Origin of the sequence: Rhodococcus sp. 14C212, from assembly GCF_011058195.1 — a bacterium.
GTDB classification, from domain to species: Bacteria; Actinomycetota; Actinomycetes; order Mycobacteriales; family Mycobacteriaceae; genus Rhodococcus; species Rhodococcus aetherivorans.
Genome location: NZ_JAALEH010000039.1, coordinates 20,394 through 34,714 on the forward strand (window position 1 = coordinate 20,394; position 14,321 = coordinate 34,714).

14 protein-coding genes are annotated in these 14,321 nt (G+C 68.9%); 10 read left to right on the plus strand and 4 right to left on the minus strand.

Features of this window, described 5'->3' with window-relative positions; translation table 11 throughout:
* The first annotated feature begins 39 nt into the window (after positions 1-39).
* The 7 genes from G6038_RS17630 to G6038_RS17660 all read left to right on the plus strand — a co-directional run bounded on the left by G6038_RS17630 (position 40) and on the right by G6038_RS17660 (position 6,707).
* Positions 40-1,227, plus strand: coding sequence for a lipid-transfer protein (locus G6038_RS17630; protein ID WP_165039104.1), 1,188 nt, complete (start codon positions 40-42; stop codon positions 1,225-1,227).
* Positions 1,224-1,712 carry an OB-fold domain-containing protein gene (locus tag G6038_RS17635; protein ID WP_165039105.1) on the plus strand — a complete coding sequence of 163 codons (489 nt, stop codon included), beginning with the start codon at positions 1,224-1,226 and terminating at the stop codon, positions 1,710-1,712. Before G6038_RS17630 ends, G6038_RS17635 begins: the two co-directional genes overlap by 4 nt.
* Positions 1,709-2,146 (plus strand): OB-fold domain-containing protein, encoded by a 438-nt coding sequence (locus G6038_RS17640; protein ID WP_165039106.1) that lies wholly within the window; start codon positions 1,709-1,711, stop codon positions 2,144-2,146. Before G6038_RS17635 ends, G6038_RS17640 begins: the two co-directional genes overlap by 4 nt.
* Positions 2,143-3,285 carry a thiolase family protein gene (locus G6038_RS17645; RefSeq protein ID WP_165039107.1) on the plus strand — a complete coding sequence of 381 codons (1,143 nt, stop codon included), beginning with the start codon at positions 2,143-2,145 and terminating at the stop codon, positions 3,283-3,285. The genes G6038_RS17640 and G6038_RS17645 overlap by 4 nt, the downstream gene beginning before the upstream one ends.
* A 44-nt stretch (positions 3,286-3,329) precedes the next feature.
* Complete coding sequence (locus G6038_RS17650) at positions 3,330-4,619, plus strand: acyl-CoA dehydrogenase family protein (protein ID WP_165039108.1); 1,290 nt, start codon at positions 3,330-3,332, stop codon at positions 4,617-4,619.
* The gene (locus G6038_RS17655; protein ID WP_165039109.1) at positions 4,619-5,740 is read left to right on the plus strand and encodes a phosphotransferase family protein; all 1,122 of its coding nucleotides are present in this window, start codon (positions 4,619-4,621) and stop codon (positions 5,738-5,740) included. The genes G6038_RS17650 and G6038_RS17655 overlap by 1 nt, the downstream gene beginning before the upstream one ends.
* Positions 5,741-5,828: 88 nt before the next feature.
* Complete coding sequence (locus G6038_RS17660) at positions 5,829-6,707, plus strand: TIGR03619 family F420-dependent LLM class oxidoreductase (RefSeq protein ID WP_165039110.1); 879 nt, start codon at positions 5,829-5,831, stop codon at positions 6,705-6,707.
* A gap of 3 nt (positions 6,708-6,710) precedes the next feature.
* On the opposite strand, the gene G6038_RS17665 is transcribed toward G6038_RS17660, so the two are convergent.
* From G6038_RS17665 to G6038_RS17680, 4 genes are all read right to left on the minus strand, one after another.
* A complete protein-coding gene (locus G6038_RS17665) occupies positions 6,711-7,427 on the minus strand; it encodes an SDR family oxidoreductase (RefSeq protein WP_165039111.1) in 717 nt (238 codons plus the stop codon).
* A gap of 51 nt (positions 7,428-7,478) precedes the next feature.
* A complete protein-coding gene (locus G6038_RS17670; RefSeq protein ID WP_165039112.1) occupies positions 7,479-8,375 on the minus strand; it encodes an enoyl-CoA hydratase in 897 nt (298 codons plus the stop codon).
* Positions 8,376-8,511: 136 nt separating this feature from the next.
* Complete coding sequence (locus G6038_RS17675; protein WP_165039113.1) at positions 8,512-9,681, minus strand: MFS transporter; 1,170 nt, start codon at positions 9,679-9,681, stop codon at positions 8,512-8,514.
* A gap of 247 nt (positions 9,682-9,928) precedes the next feature.
* Positions 9,929-10,717 carry a GntR family transcriptional regulator gene (locus G6038_RS17680; protein WP_165039114.1) on the minus strand — a complete coding sequence of 263 codons (789 nt, stop codon included), beginning with the start codon at positions 10,715-10,717 and terminating at the stop codon, positions 9,929-9,931.
* Between the two features lie 126 nt (positions 10,718-10,843).
* Between G6038_RS17680 and G6038_RS17685 the strand changes: the two genes are divergently transcribed.
* From G6038_RS17685 to G6038_RS17695, 3 genes are all read left to right on the plus strand, one after another.
* A complete protein-coding gene (locus tag G6038_RS17685) occupies positions 10,844-11,650 on the plus strand; it encodes an SDR family NAD(P)-dependent oxidoreductase (protein WP_206024982.1) in 807 nt (268 codons plus the stop codon).
* 254 nt (positions 11,651-11,904) lie between these two features.
* Positions 11,905-13,122, plus strand: coding sequence for a CoA transferase (locus G6038_RS17690; RefSeq protein WP_165039115.1), 1,218 nt, complete (start codon positions 11,905-11,907; stop codon positions 13,120-13,122).
* The gene (locus tag G6038_RS17695; protein ID WP_346772844.1) at positions 13,119-14,180 is read left to right on the plus strand and encodes an LLM class flavin-dependent oxidoreductase; all 1,062 of its coding nucleotides are present in this window, start codon (positions 13,119-13,121) and stop codon (positions 14,178-14,180) included. Before G6038_RS17690 ends, G6038_RS17695 begins: the two co-directional genes overlap by 4 nt.
* Positions 14,181-14,321 lie beyond the last annotated feature (141 nt).

The window sequence follows — 14,321 nt, forward strand, 5'->3', positions numbered from 1 at the left end:
CCCGCCGCTTCCCGGCGAGCGCTACGCAGAGGACCGCCTATGTCCACCGACCCCACCTGGCGCAGGGATGCCTGCGCGATCGCCGGTATCGGCACGACGGAGTACTCCCGCGACTCCGGCGTGTCGGTCACCGCTCTGGCCGTCGAGGCCGCATCGAACGCCCTCGCCGATGCCGGACTGACGCCGGCCGATGTCGACGGCATCGTCCGCAACGACATGGACCTGGTCTCGTGTGCGGCCCTGGCCGACGGACTGGGCGTTCCGAACCTGACCTACTGGGGCGAGGCCGGCCCGGGCGGCTCCGGCCCGGCCGCGATGGTCGCGCAGGCCGTCGCCGCGATCATGAGCGGACAGGCAACCACCGTCGTGGTGTTCCGCTCCCTCAACGGCCGCTCCGGCCGTCGCTTCGGTCTGTCCCCGGTCGCCACCCCCGAGGTCGGCGGTAACGAGACGTTCGAGGAGTTCTTCGGGCCCTACGGCCTGCTGTCGTCGGGCCAGTACTTCGCTCTGGTCGCGCAGCGCTACATGACCGAGACAGGGTTGACCTCCGAGCAGCTCGCCCAGATCGCCCTGGTAACCCGCCGCCGCGCCAACGCCAATCCGGCTGCGCAGATGTACGAGCGCACCATGACGCTCGACGACTACTTCGACTCGCGCATGCTGTCGTCGCCGCTGCGTCTGTACGACTACTGCCTCGAAACCGACGGTGCCGCCGCGGTCGTCGTCACCACCACCGAACGGGCCGAGGACCTGAGGCAGACTCCGGCCCTGATCCGGTCGGTCGCGATGTCCACCTGTCCGCACCCGCAGCCGGGCCTCATGTACCCGACGCTCATGCGTGAGGACATCACCGCCCTGCCGTCGAGGGTGTGCCAGGAGACGCTGTACTCGCGGGCCGGTCTCGGCCCGGCCGACGTCGACGTCGCACAGATCTACGACTGCTATTCGATCACGGCGCTGATCCAGCTCGAGGACTACGGCTTCTGCAAGCGCGGGGACACCGGCGACTTCCTCGCCGACGGACAGATCGACCTCGGCGGGTCGATCCCGATCAATACGAGTGGAGGACACATGTCCGAGGGATACATCCACGGAATGAACCACGTCGTGGAGGGAGTGCGGCAGATCCGCGGCACCTCCACCAGCCAGGTCGAGGGAGCCCGGGTCTCCCTCGTCACCTCCGCGCCGCCGCCGGCGGCCAGCGCGCTGATCCTGGTGTCGGCATGAGCGCCGGCGGCACCGCCGCACCGGCGGACACTACCCGGGACCGGCTGCGTCCCCTCGTCACCGAACGCGGCAGCAAGGGCTTCTTCGACGCCGCCGCCGACGGAGAGCTCGCGATCCTGACCTGCGAGGACTGCGGCCGCCGCATACACCTGCCCCGGCCGCGTTGTGTGTACTGCGCGAGCACGTCGGTGCGGTGGAAGCCGGTCGCCCGCACGGGCACCGTCTATGCCCACACGATCGTCGAGCACCAGGTCCACCCGCTGTTCCCGGTGCCGTACACGGTGATCGTCGTCGACGTCGACGACGAGGCGGACGGGGTTCGGCTGATCGGCAACCTGCCCGGACGCGTCGACGTCACGGCCGGCACGCCGGTGCGCAGCGCATTCGAGAACCTCGGTACTGACCCCGCGGGCAACCCTGTGGTGCTGCCGGTATGGGAACTCGACACCGAACGCACGGCCACCGCGACCGGAGGCAGGCTATGAGCGCCTCCACTGCAACGCGGCGCCCCATCGATCCGGACCTGTTCGTCGGCGGCGACGCCGAGGCCGCGCTGCGCGGCGCCCGCTGCCCGTCGTGCGGCACCGTCACCTTCCCCTACCAGCGCGGTTGCCCGCGGTGCGGCGAGGAGGCGATGACGGACCTCGAACTGCCGCGTGAAGGGACCTTGTGGTCCTACACGGTGCAGTCGTTTGCCCCGAAGAGCCCGTTCGTGTGCGTCGAGCCGTTCGAGCCGTTCGGCGTCGGCTACGTCGTCCTCGGTGACGTGATCGTCGAGTCCCGGCTCACCGTCGCCGATGCGGATGCGTTGCGGATCGACATACCGATGCGGCTGACCACGATCGTCAACCACGTGGACGAGGACGGCATCGAGATCGTCACGTTCGCGTTCGCCCCGAGCAGTGAGGAGCAACGATGAAGGTCGCGATCGTGGGTGTCGGCATCCACAGGTTCGGTCGCACGGAGGGTGTCAGCGGGCTCGAACAGGGCGCGCATGCGGCACGGCAGGCTCTGGCCGATGCCGGTGTCGAGTTCAGGGATATCCAGTTCGCGTACGGGGGCAGCGATTCGGCCGGCAACGCCGACACGCTCGTCTCCGCTCTGGGCCTGACCGGCCTGCCGTTCGTCAACGTCAAGAACGGCTGCGCGACCGGTGGCAGTGCCCTGACCTCGGCGGTCAGCCGGATCCGTTCCGGCGAGTCCGATCTGGGTCTGGTCGTCGGGTTCGACAAGCACCCGCGTGGCGCGTTCAATGCACGCCCCGAGGACAACGGGATCGGCCGCTGGTACGGCGAGAGCGGCATGATGGTCACCACCCAGTTCTTCGCTATGAAGATCCAGCGTTACCTCGTCGAGCACAACCTGCCCAAGTCGCTGCTCGCGACGGTCGCCGCCAAGGCCTTCCGCAACGGTGCGCTCGCCCCGCACGCGTGGCGCCGCACACCGTTGACGGAGGAGCAGATCGCCGGCTCCACGATGGTCAACGACCCGCTCACGCAGTACATGTTCTGTTCACCGGCCGAGGGCGGGGTGGCGCTCGTCCTCGCCCGCGCGGACCGGGCCCACGAATACACCGATGCCCCGGTGTTTCTCGATGCTGCGGAACTGCGGTCCCGGGAGTTCGGCTCGTTCGAGGTGTTCAGCCCGTGGACGTCACCGGAGCGGGCCGACGGCCCGACCGTCACCGCGTCCCGCGCTGCATTCGAGGCCGCCGGCATCGAACCCGGCGACGTCGACGTCGCACAGATCCAGGACACCGAGGCCGGAGCCGAGATCATGCACCTCGCCGAGACGGGACTGTGCAAGCACGGCGAGCAGGAGTCCCTCATCCGGTCCGGTGCCACCGAGATCGGCGGTTCGATCCCGGTCAACACCGACGGCGGCTGCCTGGCCAACGGCGAGCCGATCGGCGCGACCGGCCTGCGCCAGGTCTACGAGAACGTCGTACAGCTCCGTGGCGCGGCAGGGGACCGGCAGGTCCCCGGGGAGCCGAGGGTCGGCTTCACCCACGTCTACGGCGCGCCGGGCATCAGCGCCTGCACCGTCCTCACGCGCTGACCGGCGCATTCCGACTTTCACCTTCCGAGTAGGAGACCACCGATATGGCATGGGATTTCGAGACCGATCCGCAGTTCCGGGAGAAGCTGGACTGGGTGCAGCGGTTCGTGGACGAGGAGGTCGCCCCGGTCGACCGCGTTGTCGAGCACGCATGGGACGTCACCGACCCCACCCGGAACAAGCTCATCCGGCCCCTGCAGGACGTCGTGCGCGCGCAGGGCCTGTGGGCGTGCCACCTGGGCCCCAAGCTCGGTGGCCCGGGCTACGGGCAGCTCAAACTCGCACTGCTCAACGAGATCCTCGGCGCGACCCACAGCGGCCCCGTGGTGTTCGGCTGCCAGGCACCGGACTCCGGCAACGCCGAGATCCTCGCGCACTACGGCACACCCGAACTCAAGGAGCGGTACCTCCGTCCCCTCATCGACGGCGACATCATGTCCTGCTACTCGATGACCGAACCGCAGGGCGGCTCGGATCCGACCAGCTTCGTCACCCGTGCCGTCCGGGACGGCGACCACTACGTCATCAACGGTGAGAAGTGGTTCTCCTCGCACGCACGGTTCTCGTCCTTCCTGATCGTGATGGCCGTGACCGATCCCGGCGCCCCGCGGACGAAGCGCGCGTCGATGTTCGTCGTCCCCATGGACACCCCGGGTATCGAGATCATCCGCAACGTCGGGGTGTGGGGCCACAACGAGGCGGAGGGCACACACGCCTACATCCGCTACACCGATGTGCGGGTGCCCGTCGACCACCTGCTCGGCGAGGAGGGTGAGGGCTTCGCCGTCGCGCAGACCCGCCTGGGCGGCGGGCGCATCCATCACGCGATGCGCACCGTGGGGTTGGTCCGCGCCTCCCTCGACATGATGCTCGAGCGCGCGGTGTCTCGCGAGACGCGCGGCCGGAGTCTCGCCGACATGCAGCTGGTGCAGGACATGATCGCCGAGTCGTGGGCCGAGCTCGAGCAGTTCCGCCTGCTCGTCCTGCGGACAGCCTGGAAGATCGACGAGCTCGACGACTACAAGAAGGTCATTGCCGACATTTCCGCCGTGAAGATGGTGATGCCCAAGGTGCTCAACAACGTCGTGTCCCGGGCGATCCAGCTGCACGGTTCCCTCGGCATCTCGAAGGAGATGCCGTTCGGCAAGTGGCTGCTCGAGAGCTACCACATGGGCCTGGCGGACGGCGCCACCGAACTGCACAAGCAACAGATCGCCAAGCAGCTGCTGAAGAACGCCACGCCGGCGTCGGGCCTGTTCCCGACGACGCACCTGCCGGCGCTCGACACGGCCGCCGAACTCAAGTTCGGCCTGCCCGCGGTGGGAGCCCAGTGATGACGGGCTCGGTCGTGTCCGACGAGCAGCCGTCGGCCTCGAGCGTCGAGGAGCCGCGCACGGAGGTCGCGCCGGTCCGGACGGGAGAGGACCTCGACTGGGCCGCGCTCGAGGCATACCTGCGGATGCACCTCGACGACCTCGACGGGGAGTTCTCTGTCCTGCAGTTCCCCCGCGGCTCGGCGAATCTCACCTATCGCGTGAGCTTCGGCGACCGTCTCCTCGTCGTCCGCCGCCCGCCCTTCGGTCACCTCGCTCGGGGCGCCCACGACATGACCCGCGAATATCGGGTGCTGTCCCGCCTGCACCGCGAGTACGACCGCGCCCCCCGGGCGCTCCTGCACTGTGCGGACGAGAGTGTCGTCGGCGCCGAGTTCTTCGTCTCCGAGTATCGCGACGGCGTGGTGGTGTGGGATTCGGTGCCCGACTCGATGTCCGGCGTCGACGACGCCGGGCGGCGGATCGGCTTCGCGGTGATCGACGCGCTCGCGGACCTGCATGCGGTCGACCCCGCCGCATGCGACCTGGCGAACCTCGGCCGGCCCGAGGGCTACCTCGAGCGCCAGGTGCGGGGCTGGTCGGCACGATGGGACGACGTCGCCGAGTACACCCCGGCCGAGACCGGGGCGCTCATGGCCGAGGTGACCCGGCGGATCCGTGCGGCGATCCCGGCGAGTCAGCGCGCCGGGATCGTCCACAACGACTACAAGGTCGACAACTGCCAGTTCCCGCACGGCGACCCGACCCGGGTCAAGTCGGTGTTCGACTGGGACATGGCCACGACCGGGGACGTGCTGGTCGACCTGGGCACGCTGCTCAACTACTGGCCGGACCGGACCGTGGATCCGGACTCGGACGCGGCGTTCATCGTCGTGCCCGGCATGCACGGCCTCGACCTGCCGTCGCGGGCGGAGGTGGTCGCGCGGTACGCGGCCGGCAGCGATCTGGACCTGTCGCGCGTCGACTGGTACGAGGCGTTCGGGTGCTGGAAGACCGTGGTCATTCTGCAGCAGCTCTACGCACGGTTCGTACGCGGCGAGACCACCGACGCGCGGATGGGTCAGCGCGGCGAATTCGTCGCGCCCCTCGCCCGTCGCGCGCTCGGCCTGCTCCCCGCCTGACCTCCCTCGGGCACGCCCGTCCGCGCGGTGGCACCGGCCACCGCGCGGACGAATCGTCTCACCATCGATCACACGAAAGGCGAACTCCATGGCCTCCGTCGGACTGAGCGCATACGGAATGAATCCCACCGAACTCGTCGAACTGGCGACCTGCGCCGACGATCTGGGATTCGACGCACTGTGGCTGGGGGAGCACGTCCTCCATCCGGTCGCCTACTCCAGCAGCCACCCTTCCACGGGGACGACGCAGCACCACACGGGACCCATCGTCGATGTGTCGACGGAGCTGACGGATCCGTGGGCGGTGCACGCCGCCGTGGCCGCGACCACGAACCGCATCAAACTGGGCACGGCCGTGTATGTCGCTGCGCTGCGACACCCGCTGCACACTGCGCGCACCACCATCACCGTGCAGGAACTCAGCGGTGGTCGCCTGCTCTTCGGGGTCGGTGCCGGTTGGCTCGAGGAGGAGTTCGCAGCGCTGGACGTGCCGTTCCGCAAACGCTTCTCGCGAACCGACGAGTGCGTGACCATCCTGCGGAAGGCGTGGTCGGGCCGGCCGTTCTCCCATGAGGGCGAGCACTATCGATTCGACGAGGTACAACTGCACCCTCGCCCTGTGCATGTGCCCGTCATCCACGGCGGCAACGGACCGAAAGCCCTGGACCGTGCGGCACGGCGGGGGGACGGGTGGTTCTCCTCCGGCACGCCGAGCTTCGAGCAGGCGGTGGAGATGGTGACCGAGATTCGCAGGCTTCGGCGCGAATTCGGTCGGACGGGCGAGTTCCCGTGCTACGTGCGTGTCGAGGCGGCGGACGCGGCGGACCTGCGCCGATACCGCGACCACGGTATCGAGGACCTCGTGGTCTGGGCCGACTCGGTCTGGAAGGGCGACACGGTGGAAGAGCGTCGTGACTCCCTGGCCGCGGCCGCCGATCGCCTCGGGGTGGGATCACCGCAAGTCTGAGGGTCAGCCTGCGCCTGCAACGTTCACGACCGGGATCGACGCGCCGCTGACTGCGCGCGAGGAATCACCGAGCAGGAAACCGATGACCTCGGCGATGTCGGTGGGGCGGGCCCAGGTGGAGCGGTCGGCCTCGGGCATCGCGGCGCGGTTGGCGGGAGTGTCGATCATGGTGGGCAGCAGGCCGTTCACCCGGATGTTGTCGTCGGCGTACTCGACTGCGAGTGCCTGGACGAGGGCGGAGACGGCCGCCTTGGAAGCGACGTAGGTGGCCGCGCCGGGGAAGGGCCGGACGGCGGCGGCGGAGCCGATGCAGACCACGGACCCACCGCCGTGGCGGATGAGTTCGGGCAGGGCGGCCTGGATGACGCGGTAGGCGATCTTGAGGTTGATCGACAGCTGGGCGTCGAGGACCTCGAGGGGTGTTTCGTGGACCCGGTGGCCGGCAGCGAATCCGCCGACCAGGTTGACCACGCCGAACAGCGGCCGGTCCTCGTCCTTCGTCGCGCACTCCACGATCGCCTCGACGGCCTGCTCGTCGGACAGGTCGGCGCGGATCGTCTCGAGGTTCGGGTGCGGAGCGATGCGGTCGAGTTCGGCATCGACGTACCAGGGGACCACCAGTCGCCAGCCGGCGTCGAGGAGGTGGCCGGTGACCGCGGCGCCGAGGCCGCCGGTGCCGCCGGTGACGATCACGGTGCGGGCGGGGGACGTCTCGTTCATGGGCAAGGCCTTTCGAGGTGCGAATGGGTCGTATCGGGATGGGAGATGCGGTCAGGGCACGCGAGGGTCGGCGCGCCGGATCTCGGGGGTCGCACGCCAGTCGTCGAGCCCGTGCTCGACCGTGCCGATGCAGGTTTCACCACGGGTCAGCGCGGACCAGTGGGCGTGATTGAGCTGGTGCAGGGTGAAGCCCGCGTCGAGCGAAGACTGGAATCCGCCGGCGTCCTGGCTCTGGTTCACCGACTCCTTGATCAGCAGGGCTGCCATGGTGGGGATCCGGGCGATCCGGCGCGCGAATGCGAGGGTCGAATAGGCGATTTCGTTCTCGGGGAAGATCTTCGAGACCATGCCGAGGGCGTGGGCATCGGCCGCGTCGAGGCAGTCACCGGTCAGGAGCAGTTCCTTGGTCTTGCGGAGGCCGAACTCCCACGGATGGGCGAAACACTCGACGCCGCACATCCCCAACCGGGTGCCGACGACGTCCGCGAACGTTGTGTTCTCGGCTGCGACGATCAGATCGCAGCTCCACATCAGCATGAGCGCCGCGGAGTACACGGCTCCGTGCACCTGCGCGATGGTGATCTTGCGAATGCTGCGCCGGCGCCGGGTGTTCTCGAAGTAGTAGTGCCACTCCTGGTGGTGGCGCATCTCTGTCTCGGAGTAGGTGGCGCCGTTGCAGGCGTAGGTGACGTGCTGGTCCGAGCCCGGAGCGCGCTCGCGCACGTCGTCGGAGGAGCCGAGATCGTGCCCGGCCGAGAAGGCTGGTCCGTGGCCTCCGAGGATGACCACGCGCACCGTGTCGTCGGCCTCCGCGCGTGCGTAGGCCTCGCCGAGTTCGACGAGCAGGCCCCGGTTCTGGGCGTTGCGCTGCTTCGGGCGGTCGAGCATGATGCGGACGATTCGGCCCGCGTCGAGGGACTCGTAGGTCAGGTACTGGTAGTCGGTCATCGCGGTCCTCACGGAGTCCGGCGTGCCGGCGACGGTATACCCGCGTCCGGCAAAACATGCCAATATTCGATATGATTATGTCTACCGTACCGTCCTCTGTGGCGCAAGTCACCGGGCTGTTGTAAAGCTGTGCAGCTCAACGCTGCCGACGGTGGTGAGCGGGCAGTCGGCGTCGGCCGAGGGCCAGCACCCCCAACGCCAGCGCGACGGCGCCCGCGGCGGCGGCGAACGGGACGTGAGGGTTGAAGATCTCGCCCATCCGGCTTGCGGCCCACGGGGCGACCGCGCCGCCGCCGAAGCGCACGAAGCTGTACGCCGCGGCTGCGGTGCTCCCGTCCACCGGCGCGGCGTCCATGCCGATTTCGGTCACCAGGGTGTTGAGGACGCCCAGGAACAGGCCCGAGACGACGATGCACGTCACGACCGCCGGTCGGTTGCCGGTGAACACAGCCACGACCGTGAGGGTGAGGGCGAACAGGGCCAGACCCAGGGCGGTCGCGCCGATCGCGCCGAGCGCGGTGCGCAACCGAGGCGCAACGGACACCGACGAGATCACCACGCACACGCCCCAGCCGCAGAAGACGAATCCGAGCCGGAGGGGATCGAGTTCGAGGACGAACGGCGCGTATGCGAACAGGGCGAAGAGGCCGAGGTGGTACAGCAGGGAGACGAGCGCGATCGACAGCAGGCCCGCGTGCCCGAGCGCCCGCAGCGGTGCGAGGAGCGGGATCGGCCGGTCGGGCGTCGTCGAGGATGGCAGCAGGACGACGAGCAACGCGAAGGCCACGGCCATGAGCGCGGCAGCACCGAGGAAGGCGGCGCGCCAGGATATCTGGCCGAGGAGCCCACCGGCGAGCGGGCCCGTCGCGATGCCGATGCCGACAGCGGACTCGTAGAAGACGATCACCCTCGGTGCACCGCCGGCCGCGGCGCCGACGATCGCGGCCAGTGCGGTCGCGACGAACAGCGCATTCCCCAGTCCCCAACCGGCGCGGAAGCCGATGATCTGACCGAGGGTCCCCGACAGGCTCGCGCCCAGGGCGCACCCGGCGATGACGAACAGGCCGAACAGCAGGGTCTTGCGGGTGCCGATACGGCTGGACACCGCGCCGGTCACGAGCATCGCGAGACCCATCACGGCCATATAGCCGGTGAACAGCAACGACACCTGTGACGGCGTGCCCCCCAGTTGCTCGGCGAGTGGGAGCAGGATCGGACTGACCACGCCGATGCCCATGAATGCGACGATCACGGCGAACGTGATCGCCCATACCGCGCGCGGCTGCTTCGGCTGCCCCGGGGGCATGCCCGGGGGAGGCGCGGAAGCTGCCGGGGGCGGTTCCGCCGGACGCGCCGGGAGGGAAGTCTCGTCGGTGGGTATGGAGGGTCTGGTCGTCAAGAGGTCTCCGCTTTCGTTCGTCACCCGACGGGACACGCTCGACCGAGAACGCCGCGGAACTCCTCCGGACACGGCCGTGCCGCATACGAACGGGCCGCAGCTGCCGGGTGTACCCAGGAGGCGGCGGCCGGAAGACGAAGGGCAGGCTAGGCGGTCAGAGCCACTCCACCCGGTCGTCGAGGATGCGTGGGTTCTGGCGGCTGATGCGGTCGATGACCTCGCGCATGTGTGCGCGGGTCAGAGTGCGGGCGAGTTCGGCGTTGCCGGCAGCGATGGCGTCGTGGATCTGGCGGTGCGGCTCGGTGAACGCCTCCCGCTCCTGCTCGTTCCACTCCTCGGGGTGGGCGCCGAGCATCCGGTCGGTGTACAGGTGGGCCAGGGCCGAACCGGTGAGGTCGAGGACGTAGTTGCCGGTCAAGTTCCGCAGCGCGCTGTGGAATCCGGTGGCGGTCTCGGTGACCTCCTCGTTCGACATGTCCGGTGTGAGATCGTGGGCGGCCAGGGGAGTGAGGTCGACGTCCTCTCCGGCGGCGATCCGATCGGCGAGCATTGCTGCGGCCAGCCCCTCCATCTCCAGGGCGGCCTCGGCGACTTCGCGGAACTGGATGCCGTTCGCCTGCAGGTACATCGACAGCGTGTCGCCGAACTCGGAGCCTGAGGGCTCCGACACGATCGGCCCCCCGCCCAGGCCCTGCCGGACCGTTACCAGCCCCTGTGCCTCGAGCAGGCGCAGGCCCTCTCGCACCGATGCGCGGCCGACCCCGAACCGCTTGGCCATGTCGTTCTCGGACTCGAGCGCGGAACCTGGGCCGAGCCGGCGGTCGGCGATGTCCTTGGCGACCATGCGTGCGACCGTCCGCGAGACCTTCTCGTTCCGTGTCATCGCGATGGCACGTCGGAGGGCGGCGGTTCCTGTGGGAGAACCCATGGTGTTGCGCGTCATTCGATGTCCTCGTCGGTTGTTCGGTCGGCGATCGGGGTGGTGATGAGTATAGGGACGGGAATCGTCCCGACCGCGCCGTCCTCCTTAACCATGCCAATATTTCGTATCTAATGCTATACCAAAGCTATGACGCAGCACACAGTGGAACACTATTCGACGCACTCCGGCACGCAGCACCAGGCGCTGGTCGGGCAGAGTGCCCTGGTTACCGGCGGTAGCGAAGGCATCGGCCGCGGTATCGCGGAGCGGTTGCTCGACGCCGGCGCGACGGTCGCGGTGGCGGCCCGCCGCCCAGAGATCCTCGACGAGGCCGTCGCATCGTTGCGCGCTCGGTGCGGCGACGAGTCGCGGGTCGCGGGCATCGTGGCCGACATCGCCGACGCCGACTCGGTGGCGGCGATGTTCGAACGGGTCGAGCGGGAGTTCGGGTCGCTCAACATCCTGATCGCGAACGCCGGCAGCGGCACTGTGGCGCCGTTCCTCGAACTCACCGAGGAGCAGTGGCAGGCCTGTATCGACCTCAACCTCACCGGCACGTTCCGGTGCGTGCAGGCCGCGGCCCGCGCGATGGTCCGACGTGAGGGGACGAATCGCTCGATCGTCGTGGTCTCGTCGATCCGGGCGCTGGGTGTGCGGCCGAGCCTGGTGCCGTACGGCACCGCAAAGGCCGGTCTCAACCAGTTGGTACGAATGGCCGCCTACGAGCTCGCCCCCACGGGCATTCGGGTCAACGCACTGTCCCCCGGAATCACTGCGACGCCACTTACGCAGGAGCGCAATTCGCTGTTCGACGAGCGTGCCGCCACCGTGCCGATAGGGCGCGCCGGTACGCCGGCGGACATGGCGAGCGCGGCCCTGTACCTCGCGGGCCCGGACTCGGCGTTCGTCACCGGGACGAACCTCGTCGTCGACGGCGGGGAGTCCCTGTACTGACCTGGTGCACGGAAGCCGCTGTACCGGATCCCGACCCGATCGAACCGGCCTTCGTCGGCGATGTGATGTACAACGCACAAAACATTGCTATAGTTACGGTGTTTTTCGCCCCGATCCGGAGCCGCTCCGTCGAATCCGCGCCCGTATGTCGCCGCGCCGGCCGGCGGAACCACCACCACACGCAGCGCAGCTGCCCGCGGCCCGAAAACCTTTGCAGTAGAACGTGACTGCGTTACGACGAAGGAGAACGCTCGATGACCAAGGTGATGAACGGGATCAAGGTCGTGGAGGTCGCGTTGTATGCGTTCGTCCCCTCGGCAGGCGCGATCCTGTCCGACTGGGGAGCCGACGTGATCAAGGTCGAGCACTCCGACTTCGGGGATCCGATGCGCACGACCGCGGCGTGGGGCGTGCCCGGCGACGTCGACGGCATGTCGGGCCTGTGGGAGATCAACAACCGTGGCAAGCGCGCCATCGCGCTCGACATCGCCACCCCCCAGGGCCGCGAGGTCCTCATGAAGCTGGTCGAGACGGCCGACGTCTTCTCCACCAACTTCCTGCCGGATGCGCGGACCAAGCTGGGTATCGACGTCGACGACATCATGGCGCGTAATCCGCGCATCGTCTACGCGCGTGGCACCGCCCAGGGCGTCGCCGGACCCGACTCCGAGAAGGGTGGATTCGACGGCATCACCTACTGGGCCCGCTCCGGTGCGGCGGGGTCGATCGCCCCCGACGACCTCGAGTGGCCGGCCAACATGCCGGGACCGGCCTTCGGCGACGTGCAGAGCGGCATGGCGCTCGCCGGCGGGATCGCGGCCGGACTGCTGCACCGCGAACGCACCGGGGAGGGGGTCGTCGTCGACACGTCGCTGTTCGCGGTCGGCGCGTGGGCGATGCAGGCGACCATCGCCGGCGCCCAGCTCATCGGGGCCGCGGAACTGCCCTATCCGGACCGGTCCGCGCCGGTGAACCCGGTCTCGAACATCTACCGGACCAGCGACGGCCGGTACATCCATCTGGCGCTGTTGCAGAGCCAGAAGTACTGGCCCGGGCTGTGCGAGGCGATCGGCCGACCCGACCTGATCGACGACCCGCGTTACGCGACGTTCGAGGACCGCGCCCGAAACACCCGCGAGTGCACCGCCGAACTCACCGACGTGTTCCGTAGCCGCAACCTCGGGGAGTGGACGGACATCCTCGGCAAGCAGGAGGGGCAGTGGGACGTGTTCCGCAAGCCCCTCGACGTGCTGACGGACCCGCAGGCGATCGCGAACGAGTACGTCCGCACCGTCGAGTACGAGGACGGACGCACGCTGGATCTCGTCACGGCGCCGATGCGGTTCGGAAACGAGGCCCCGGTGCTCACCCGTGCCCCCCAGCACGGCGAGCACACCGAGGAAGTTCTGCTCGAGCACGGCCTCGACTGGGACCAGATCGTCCAGCTCAAGATCGACGGCGCCATCAAGTGAGCCGGATCCGGGATGCGGCGACCGGTGAGCGAGGCCGTCGCATCCGGGTCGGGCTGGGAGCGCTGACCGCCCAGACTGTCGGCGGGACCGCGGCGGAGTCGGGTCGGGCGCTGGACGCCCTCGTGCGGCATGCCGTGACCGCCGAGAAGTCCGGGTTCGACTCGGTCTGGCTCAGCGAGCACCACTTCGCAGAAGACGGTTACCTTCCCAGCCCGTTGGTGGTGATGGGCGCGCTGGCTCGCGAGACGGCCGCGGTCGACCTCGCGACGAACGTCGCGATCGGGCCGCTGTACAACCCGCTGCGGCTGGCCGAGGACGTCGCGGTCGTCGACCAGCTCAGTGGTGGGCGGGTGCTCCTGGGCCTCGGACTGGGATATCGCCCGGAAGAATTCGCGGCGCTCGGCATCGACCGTTCGCGGCGCGCGCGAATCCTGGAGGAGACCGTCTGCACGCTCCGTGCAGCCTGGTCGGGCGAGCCGGTCGTGCCGGCCGGACGGAGCGGGCAGGCCGTCCCGGTCCGTCCGCTCCCTGCCCGGCTCGGAGGTCCACCGATCCTGTTGGGCGCGTTCTCGAGTCGGGGTGTGCGCCGCGCTGCACGCATCGCCGACGGTTGGATCGCGCCCGAGCTCGCGTCCGTCGCGCAGCTGGCCCGCCGCCTCGAGACGCTCGAACTCGCAGACCTGGACCGGCCCTTCCACATCGCCCTGACGATGTGCGCCTTCACCGCCGCCTCGGGGGCGTGGGAGGCGGTGGCGGACGGGCATTCCCTCGTCGGCGACCGGTACCGGCGCTGGATGGCGCAGGCCGGTGACGGCGTCGTACCGGAAGGGTCGGGCACGAACATACCCACGCAGACGCGACCGGACCATGTCGTGGCCGGCACGCCCGAAGAATGTGTTGCCCAACTTCGTCCGTGGTGGGAACTGCTGAGGGCCTTACCCCGGACGGTGAGCGCGCACGTGACGGTGCGCGTGGTGTTCCCCGGCGTCGACGATGCGGCGACCCGCGAGTCGATCCGGCTGCTGGGAACGGCCGTTTTCCCAGCTCTGAACCACTGATTCCACTGCCATGACGCAGATCGCTTCCGGGTATGGACTGTGATCTGAATCTCCGTTAATATTCGCATGTTCCTAATAGTAAGGGTATGCGATCCGCCGAGCGGATCTCCCGTTCGAACTCCATCCGATTCAGGAGGATTA

Coding starts and splice junctions, on each gene's coding strand:
- G6038_RS17680 (WP_165039114.1), bottom strand. CDS start 10,717: ATGACGCGCAACACCATGGGTTCTCCCACAGGAACCGCCGCCCTCCGA.
- G6038_RS17630 (WP_165039104.1), top strand. CDS start 40: ATGTCCACCGACCCCACCTGGCGCAGGGATGCCTGCGCGATCGCCGGT.
- G6038_RS17670 (WP_165039112.1), bottom strand. CDS start 8,375: ATGACCGACTACCAGTACCTGACCTACGAGTCCCTCGACGCGGGCCGA.
- G6038_RS17675 (WP_165039113.1), bottom strand. CDS start 9,681: ATGCCCCCGGGGCAGCCGAAGCAGCCGCGCGCGGTATGGGCGATCACG.
- G6038_RS17645 (WP_165039107.1), top strand. CDS start 2,143: ATGAAGGTCGCGATCGTGGGTGTCGGCATCCACAGGTTCGGTCGCACG.
- G6038_RS17690 (WP_165039115.1), top strand. CDS start 11,905: ATGACCAAGGTGATGAACGGGATCAAGGTCGTGGAGGTCGCGTTGTAT.
- G6038_RS17650 (WP_165039108.1), top strand. CDS start 3,330: ATGGCATGGGATTTCGAGACCGATCCGCAGTTCCGGGAGAAGCTGGAC.
- G6038_RS17640 (WP_165039106.1), top strand. CDS start 1,709: ATGAGCGCCTCCACTGCAACGCGGCGCCCCATCGATCCGGACCTGTTC.
- G6038_RS17635 (WP_165039105.1), top strand. CDS start 1,224: ATGAGCGCCGGCGGCACCGCCGCACCGGCGGACACTACCCGGGACCGG.
- G6038_RS17655 (WP_165039109.1), top strand. CDS start 4,619: ATGACGGGCTCGGTCGTGTCCGACGAGCAGCCGTCGGCCTCGAGCGTC.
- G6038_RS17660 (WP_165039110.1), top strand. CDS start 5,829: ATGGCCTCCGTCGGACTGAGCGCATACGGAATGAATCCCACCGAACTC.
- G6038_RS17665 (WP_165039111.1), bottom strand. CDS start 7,427: ATGAACGAGACGTCCCCCGCCCGCACCGTGATCGTCACCGGCGGCACC.
- G6038_RS17685 (WP_206024982.1), top strand. CDS start 10,844: ATGACGCAGCACACAGTGGAACACTATTCGACGCACTCCGGCACGCAG.